Genomic DNA, 8,928 nt, shown 5'->3' with positions numbered 1-8,928 from the left:
CTGCGACAGCCGCCGCTCGGGCGTGGCCACCATGGCGGCAAGCAACTGCTGATAGTGGGCCAACAAGCCCTCCGCCCAATCCGCCTCAAACAGGTCGCAGCTGTATTCCAGGTCAATGTCCAGCCCGCGCAAACCTTGCTGCACGGTGAGCGTCAGATCGAAGCGCGCCATCCCCTCGCCTGGGGCCACCGGCATTGGCGTCAGCTCGACGCCGGGCAGAGCCTCTTCTTCGATGGGAATGTTCTGCATTACGAACATCGCCTGGAATAGAGGCGTGATATTCATTGTTCGCGTCGGGCTCAGCTCGTCGACCAAAGCTTCAAATGGCAGCTGTTGATGGTCGAAGGCCTCAAGCACGGTTTCCCGGGTGCGTGCCAGGAGGGTGGGCACATCGCAATCGTCGTCGAAACGGGTGCGCAGCACTAGGGTGTTGACGAAGAATCCAATCAGAGCCTCTGTGCCAGGCTGATCGCGATTGGCAATGGGTGAGCCAACACAGATATCGTCCTGACCAGCATGGCGCGACAGCAACAGTGAAAAAGCCGCCAACAGCGTCATGTATAAACTCGCCTGGCTGTTCTGGCTCAAACGCTGTAGCTGGGCCGTCAAGCTTGGATCGATCACGACACTGATCGTTGCACCACGATAGCTCGGTGTCTCTGATCTCGGCCGGTCACAGGCCAAACTCAGTTGTGCCGGCAAATCGCGCAGTTGGTGTTTCCAGTAAGCAAGATCCTCGCGCCAAACATCCGGGCCCAGGTATTGGCGCTGCCAGCTGGCGTAATCTGTATATTGAAACGCAAGCGGCGCCAGTTCGGGGGGCGCCTTTGTGCGGCAAAGCTCGGAGTAACAGGCAAATAGCTCGCGAATAAATATACCGAGAGACCAGGCGTCCGACACACAGTGGTGCATGGTCACCAACAACACCAGGCTGTCGCTACCATGCCGGTCGCTATCTTCGCGATCCCTAAGTACCCGTATGCGGCAAAGCCCTTCGCCTGCAAGATTGAACGCATGATTGCGCTCGGCCCGGCACTGGGCCTCCACTTGTGCCGTGGTATCTATGACCTCAAACACCGGCGGCGCGGGCGCCGCATCGATATATTGCACCGGCTCATCACCAACCCGATCGAAGCGGGTGCGCAAGGAACCGTGGCGCATGGTGAGAATATTCAGACTCTTAAGCAGCGCCGCAGAATCGACCCGACCGCGCAGGCGCCAGGCCAGAGGCATGTTATACAGGGCACTGGCACCGATCACCTGATCGACCAGCCAGAGTCGCCGCTGAGCATAAGACAGGGGCGCCGGAGCATTGTCCCCGCGGGCAGTCACAGCGGGCATTGCCCCCTGCGCACTCTTGTCATCGCCACTTTTAAGGTAGGCAATAACTTCTGTTTTATGGGCTTTCAGTTGAGCTCGCAGCGTATCCGGCAGTCCGCCCTGCTGGGCTTTGTACTTTAATTTGTCGCCCTCCACATAGAGATATACTCCACTGGCGGCAGCCTGCTCGACAATAGCGTGAATATCCACTAGATCTCCCCTTCCTCTAGTTCATCCACGGCACCGTCGAGGTGTGATTGATTAGCCTGAATGTGCGCGTTGAGCTCCTCTGCCCCCATTGCGCCCGAGCGCTGCTGGACACTCCGCTCCACTCGCCCGGCAAGCCCTCGCAGGGTTTGTTGTTCGAAGACCGCGCGCATAGGCAGGCCAATAGCAAACTCCTGCCGCAGGCGGGAAAGGAGCTGCGCGGCGAGAATCGAATGCCCACCCAAATCGAAGAAGTTATCCCCGCGCCCCACACGGGAACACCGCAGTAATTCCGACCAAAGCCCTGCCAACACCTCTTCCCACTCACCTTGGGGCGCCTCGAACCCAGCACTCGCTGCCACCGCATCCGGCACCGGCAAGGCGCTGCGGTCAATCTTGCCGTTGGCGGTCAGGGGGAAATGCTCCAGCACGCCGATGGCTGAGGGTTGCATGTAGCCGGGTAAGTGACAGCGCAAAGCTTCCCTCAGTGATTCTCGCACGACTTCTTCTGCCAAACCTGTGGCCGGCACCACATAGGCCAGCAACTGGGGGTTGTCCTCGCGCTCACGGCGAACCACTGCCACGGCGTCCTGCACTGCACTCTGAGCCAGCAGAAGGCTCTCGATTTCTCCGAGCTCAATGCGAAAGCCGCGCAACTTCACCTGCTGGTCCAGGCGCCCGAGGTAAACCAGCTCGCCCCCCGCCTGCCAGCGTACACCGTCCCCCGTGGCATAGAGGCGCTCACCGGGACGCGTGGCGTAGGGGTGGGGCACAAAACGCTCTGCCGTCAGGGCTGCCCGCCCGTGGTACGCACGCGCAAGACCGGCGCCGCCAATATGGAGCTCACCGGGAACCCCCAGGGGACACAACTGACCCTGGGCGTCCAGCACATACATCTCTGTATTGCCGATGCCCCGACCCAGGATCACCTGAGCCCCCGCCTCAAGCTGCGCCACACTCGACCACACGCAGGTTTCCGTGGGGCCATACATGTTCCAAAGGGACGCCACTTTCGGGCTCAGTTCTGCCACCAAAGCCTGGGAAAAGGCTTCACCGCCGATCAAACCTTTGAGATTGGCTTTGCCCTGCCAGCCGCATTCCAGCATCAGCTTCCAGGTCACAGGCGTGGCCTGCAGCAGTGTGATGGCCTGCTGCTGCACCCGCGCGCTCAACTCGTCACCGCTCATGGTTAGCGACGTCGGCGCAATATCACAGCAAGCCCCGTTAACCAGCGGCAGCATCCACTCCAACAGTGCGATATCAAAGGATAAGGTGGTCACTGCCAACAGGCGGTCACGACGACCGAGACCCGGACGCTGCCCCATGCTGGTCAAAAAATTCACCGCGTTGACATGACTCAGGACCACACCCTTAGGCTGACCGGTACTGCCGGAGGTGTAAATTACATAGGCCGCCTGCCCGGGATGGCAGGGCAATTCCGGATTGCCCAGAGAGGGCCCGGATAACGCCGCACTTATCTGCAGTGCGCGCGGTGCACAGTCTCCCGGTCCGTCGAGACCCGCCACTACCGCCGCCGTCTGCGCGCTCGTCACCACCACCGCAAGGCCGCTGTCAGTGACGATGTGCTGCAAACGCGCCAGCGGGTAATCCGGGTCCAGAGGCACATAGGCACCACCGGCCTTGAGAATGCCCAGCAGACCCACCACCATTTCCAGCGAGCGCTCGACACACAGCCCCACCCGAACCTCGGGCCCTACGCCTTCGTCCATCAGGCGATGGGCCAGGGCGTTGGCACGATCGTTGAGGGCTGCATAGCTCAGCTGCCGGTCGCCCGCCACCAAAGCCACCGCGTCCGGTGTGCGTGTCACCTGGGCTTCGAATAACTGCGCAAGTCCCACCGCCGGCACCGCTGCCCCACTGTGGTTCCACGTCTCTACCTGAAGGCGTTTTTCCGCCGCCGTAAGAAACTCGTAACGCGCCACCGATTGCTCGGGCGCCGCCACTATGGCCTGCAGCAGCGCCTGGTAGTGTGCCAGCAGGCGCACCATGGTCTCGCGCGCAAACAGGTCTGTGTTGTATTCCAGGCCGCCGCTGATGGCGCCCTCGCCACTGCCCTCTTCCACGGTCAGAGTTAAGTCGAAGCGCGACACCCCAGCTTCGGCCGCCTGTTCCAGCGGACTCACTGTGAGCCCCGCCGTCGACGGCCAGTCAAGCGGCACATTCTGCATCGCAAACATCACCTGAAACAGGGGCGAATGGCTGAGACTGCGCTCCGGGCTGAGCTTTTCCACCAGTTGTTCAAAGGGAATGTCCTGGTGGGCAAAGCCTGCCAGGGCCGTCTCCCGGGTGCGCCTTAGCAGAGTGTCGAAACTCGGATCGTCGCGCAGATCGCAACGCATCACTAAGGTGTTGACGAAAAAGCCAATCAGGGACTCTGTATCGCGCTGGGTGCGGTTGGCAATGGGTGTGCCGATGGCGAGATCTTTTTGTCCGGCGTAGCGGCTGAGCAGCACCGAAAAGGCGGCCAACAGAGTCATAAACAGGGTCACGCCCCGGGACTGACTGAGATGGCGAAGCTGTGTGCTCAAGGCCGCCGGCAGAGTAAGAGTTTCCACCCGACCGTCATAACTCTGTTCCGCCGGGCGTGGCCGATCCGTGGGCAGGGTTAACAGGGGCGGTAAACCGGCCAGCTGCCCGCGCCAGTAATCGACCTGCCTGTCCAGGACCTCGCCGCGCAGCCACTGGCGCTGCCACAGGGCAAAATCGGCGTACTGCAGCGGCAGCGGTGGCAGCGTGTCGGCCCTGCCCTGCCGGCGGGCATCGTACAGGGCCAACAGTTCGCGCAGGAAAATACCCAGGGACCAGCCGTCAGAAATACTGTGGTGCATGGTCACCAGCAGCACGTGGCTGTGGTCCTGCCGGTCGTGCAAAAGGCGCAGACGACACAGGGCATCGCGGGAAAGGTCAAAGTGGTAAAAGCGCTCCTCGCGACAAATCCCTAGAAGCTGATCACTGGATGACAGAGTTTCGACCTCGAGGCTCAGTGCCGGGTCGTCGATGACCTGCTGCAGTTGCCCCTCGCGTTCCTCAAAGCGGGTGCGCAGAGACTCGTGGCGTTGCCACAGCGTGGCCAGGCTGGCGGTAAGCAGCGCAGTGTCGAGCTCGCCGCGCAGAAGCAAAGCCAGGGGCATGTTGTAGACCGCGTTGGGCCCCATGTACTGGCTCAAAAACCACAGGCGCTGCTGGGCGTAAGACAGGGGCAGGTGTTCGGGCCGGGGCTGCGCCGCAAGGGGGGGAAGATCCTGCAGCGAAGTGGACGCTTCCGGTGAGGTGCCATCCCTGCGCGCCGCATCGATAGCGGCGGCCTGGTCTCTGAGGGTCTGCAGCTCAAAGAGTTGGCGAATGCCAAGGGTAACTTCAAAGGTGTCGCGAATACGCGACAGCAACTGGGTGGCGATCAGGGAGTGGCCGCCCAGGGCGAAGAAGTTGTCGTTGCGATCAGTGACCTCGCGTCCCAGCACGGCCTGCCACTGCAAGGCAAGAAGGGATTCCACCACGCCTTCGAGGACCGGAGTGCCGCTCTTGCTTTGCTGCCCGATCGGCGGCAAGGCGCTGCGGTCAATCTTGCCGTTGGCGGTCAGGGGGAGCGCCTCGAGAGCCATCCAGTGGGTCGGCAGGCGACATGAGCCAAGTGCCCGCAGTTGTTGAAAGATAGCCTTTTTCACCTCGCCCGCCGTCGGCGCGGAATCTGTGCGCGACTCAGCAAGACTGTAATAACAGGAGACAATTGGCGGCTGGCCGGCGCTCTCATCGCCGGCCTGTTCAACCACAACCCATTTGCCGGGAAACGGCAGCGACGCCGCCTGCAATAGGTTGTGGGACAGAGTGTCGCCGGAGCCATAACCTTGAGTTCTGCTCACAAGAATTTGGCAACGACCATTCGCCTGGCAAAGCGCTCGCCGCCCCGTTGCCCAGAGACGGGCGCCCGGCCGTTTGGAAAAGGGGTTGGGCACCAGCGCCAAAGCCGTTTCCCGCGGCCGGGCCCACAGGCTTTCCATACCCAGCCGACTATCCAGGTACAATTCGCCTGTAACGCCCTCGCCCACCCACTGACCATTGTTATCCAGTACCGCCAACCCTTGTTCCGCAGCTTTTTCATCCGCGTCGGTATCGGGCAAAATCAAACCCAGACTGGCACAACACATCTCTACAAGGTCGCCGTTAAGACCCGGCGGGGACAGGGCCAGCTGTTTTTTCAGTGCCGCCAACTGAGTCAATGAAAGAACCCGGCCCACCGGCGCTAGTCCGCCCTCGTCGGGATAACATAACAAGGCGGTCTGTAAAGCGTGCACGAATATGGGATCAACAGACACCCGGGAAGCGCCCTCGATTTCCCGTTCTGCCTGCAGGCAAACCACAGGGATGCCGTCGACCTCGAAGGTCCCCAGGTGTGACGAGTCGGTGACAAGCGCGCTAATCCCGCTATCCTGGACCAGATGGGCAAGGCGTAAGCGAGGTGCATCCGGTGGCAGCAGAACCGCTACAGCATTCCTTTGGAGGATGGCAAGTACGGTAAAATTGGCTAAGACCTCATCCTCAAGACACACCCCGATATGAGCTCCGCCTGCACAACTCAGCTCCTGAATCCGGGCGATTGTGGCATCGGCACAAAAGCTACGGAATCGATCGGGGTCCAGCAGCTCCAAAGCCCGATCAATATTGAGCGTGAAAACACCAGCGTCCCCCAAGGGGTCATCGATATGCAACTGACTGTAGCGCGACTGACACAGCGCCGGGCTTAGGTAGTTCAGATTGCCAAGCGCTGCCTCAGGCTTGTGAAGAAGCTCGCCAAGAAGCTGCCGATAGTCAGTAAATATCCTCTCAACGGACTCGGCATCAAACAGATCCGAGTTGTATTCGAACTCGCCGTAGAGCACATCTTTTCCCTTCTCAGACGTGCCTTCTCGCAATATAAGCGTGAGGTCAAACTTGGCCACACCCCGGTCCTTGAGGTGCTCGGGCAGTTCCAGAGATGACCACTCAATGCCCTCGCACTGCGGAGCGTCGAGCGGTACATTTTGCAGGGCAAACATCACCTGAAAAATCGGAGCAAAGCGCACATCGCGCTGGGGACTCAACGCCTCCACCAGCTTTTCGAAGGGCAAATACTGATAGTCATAGGCGCCCAGGGTCGTCTCACGCACTTGGTGCAGCAGCTGCACAAAACTTGGATTTGCACCCACTCTGACCGGTAAGGCCAGGGCGTTGGCGAAAAAGCCCATCAGCGCTTCAGTCTGTGCATGAGTTCGATTGGCGATAGGTGTACCTATCACCAGGTCGCGCTGGCCGCTGTAGCGACTGAGCAGGACGGCGAAGGCCGAAATCAGGGTCATAAACAGGGTGACGCCTTCCCGCCTGCTAAGATGCCTCAGGCTCTGCAACAGTGGCGATGGCAGCGAAACCGATATATTGCCCCCTCTAAATGTCTGCTTCTCGGGTCGGGGGCGATCCGTAGGCAAATTCAGGCAAGGCGGCAAACCCGACAGTTGCTGACTCCAGTAGTCGAGGGCGTCCTGCAACATCTCGCCGCGCAGCGACTGGCGCTGCCAGCGCGCAAAATCTGAGTATTGCAGGGGTAACTTGGACAGTGGTGATGCTTCGCCAGCGGTAAAGGCCCGATAAAGTGCGGCAAGCTCGCGATAAAAAATCTCGCTTGACCAGGCATCGCCGACAGCGTGGTGCATGCTAAGCAGCAGCAGGTAGCGATCGCCGCCCCGCAAATGCAGCAGTCGCACTCGCGCCAGAACGTCAGTGGACAGGTCAAATGGCCGATCGCGTTCGCTGGCATAGGCCTGATACAGATCATTTTCCCCGCCGGCTTCCTCAATATCGAGGTGGCCTTTACTGGGCTCAATGACCTGCCGAAGTCCCCCTTGGTCGCGAATAAAACGGGTTCGAAGGGAAGGCTGACGCTCGATCACCGACAAAACACTGCGCGCTAGAATCCCGGCGTCCACATCGCCGCGAATATCCAATGCCAACAGCAGGTTGTACACCGGATGTGGGCCGATATATTCGTGTAAAAACCACATTCTCTCCTGGGCGAAAGACAGTGGCTTGGGCAATCCATCATCGCTCGCCACCAGCGGCGGTATATCTTCGCGCAGCGTTCGCGAGCGCATAATCAGGACCGCCTGCTCACGCAGACACTGACACTCAAACACCTCCCGAATACTCAGCTGACGGTCGAAGGCGTTCTGAATCCTCGACAGGAGCCGGGTGGCTAGCAATGAGTTACCGCCAAGATCAAAGAAATTATCATCGCGCGCCACTGTGTCGCAGCTCAGTACCTGGCGCCACAGGTCCGCCAGCAACACTTCAACCGGCCCCTCTGGTGCCATTGCAAGCTGCGCCTGAGGACTTTCAGTGAGCGCCGGCAGCGCCTGCCGATCGAGCTTACCACTGGGTGTCAGGGGCAGGCTGTCAATAAAGAGCATGGCTGACGGCCGCATGTATTCCGGCAGCTGGGTGCGCAGATGGGCCTCGATAGATTGCCTGACCTGCAAGGCCTCCTCTTCCGTGGAATCGGTCACCAGGTAGGCCATTAGGTGGGCTTCTTTACTGCCCTGTCGATGAGAGATCTGGTCCAGTCCGTCCGGGTTCTGAGTGATCACCACCGCCTGCAAGATCCTCGGGTGAAGCCGCAATTGGGCCTCTATCTCAGCGGGTTCGACGCGAAAGCCACGGATATTGACCTGGTGATCAACCCGGCCCACATACTCAAGACAGCCATCCCGGCCATAGCGCGCCAGATCCCCCGTGCGATACAAACGACCACCGCCTTCCGCCTCATCAAAGGGGTCCGGCACAAAGCGCTCAGCCGTTTGCTCCGGGCGGCCAAGATAACCCCGCGCAAGGCCAGCTCCNCCTACATACACTTCGCCAACAGCGCCCTCCGGCAGCAGCTCCCCTGCGGGACCCAGCAGGTAGACACGCTGGCGATCGATGCCGCGCCCAATGGGCGAGGTGCCGCCAATCAATACCCCGGTTTCAGAGGTATCCACCTCCCAGGCGGTGGCGTCGGCCCCCACTTCCGTCGAACCGTAAATGTTCACCAGGCGCGCACCCGGAAAGCGCTCGCGGAAAACCTTGCCGTTGTCGAGCCTGAGCGCCTCACCGCTGCTGTACATCACCCGCAAATTCGGCACATGCAGAGATTCGCTCTCAAGCAGTGCATCCAAGAGAGAGGGCACCAGGGTAATGCGAGTAATCTGCCAGCGGTTCAGCACTGGGGCGAAGCTGCCGGCGCTTTGCAGGGTGTGCGTCGGCACCATCACCAGCGGTACGCCGTTAACCAGTCCCTGAAACAGCTCCGCTACGTGGTCGACGAAGCCGATACTGGTTTTCTGGCAAAACACCTCGCCGGGCTCAATACCCAGG

The 8,928-nt window shown here is 60.5% G+C and carries 2 protein-coding genes; both read right to left on the bottom strand.

Annotated elements, in window-relative coordinates; all coding sequences use genetic code 11:
* On the bottom strand, nt 1–1,530 hold a 1,530-nt coding region (locus ABVT36_RS18660), incomplete at its 3' end, for a condensation domain-containing protein (protein ID WP_368457905.1).
* Complete coding sequence (locus ABVT36_RS18655; protein ID WP_368457904.1) at nt 1,530–8,906, bottom strand: amino acid adenylation domain-containing protein; 7,377 nt, start codon at nt 8,904–8,906, stop codon at nt 1,530–1,532. The genes ABVT36_RS18655 and ABVT36_RS18660, both read right to left, overlap by 1 nt.
* Nucleotides 8,907–8,928 lie beyond the last annotated feature (22 nt).

The organism is Microbulbifer sp. TYP-18, assembly GCF_040932045.1.
Classification (GTDB): domain Bacteria; phylum Pseudomonadota; class Gammaproteobacteria; order Pseudomonadales; family Cellvibrionaceae; genus Microbulbifer.
The sequence above is the reverse complement of the archived record's forward strand: the minus strand, read 5'-3'. Positions and strand labels throughout refer to the sequence as shown.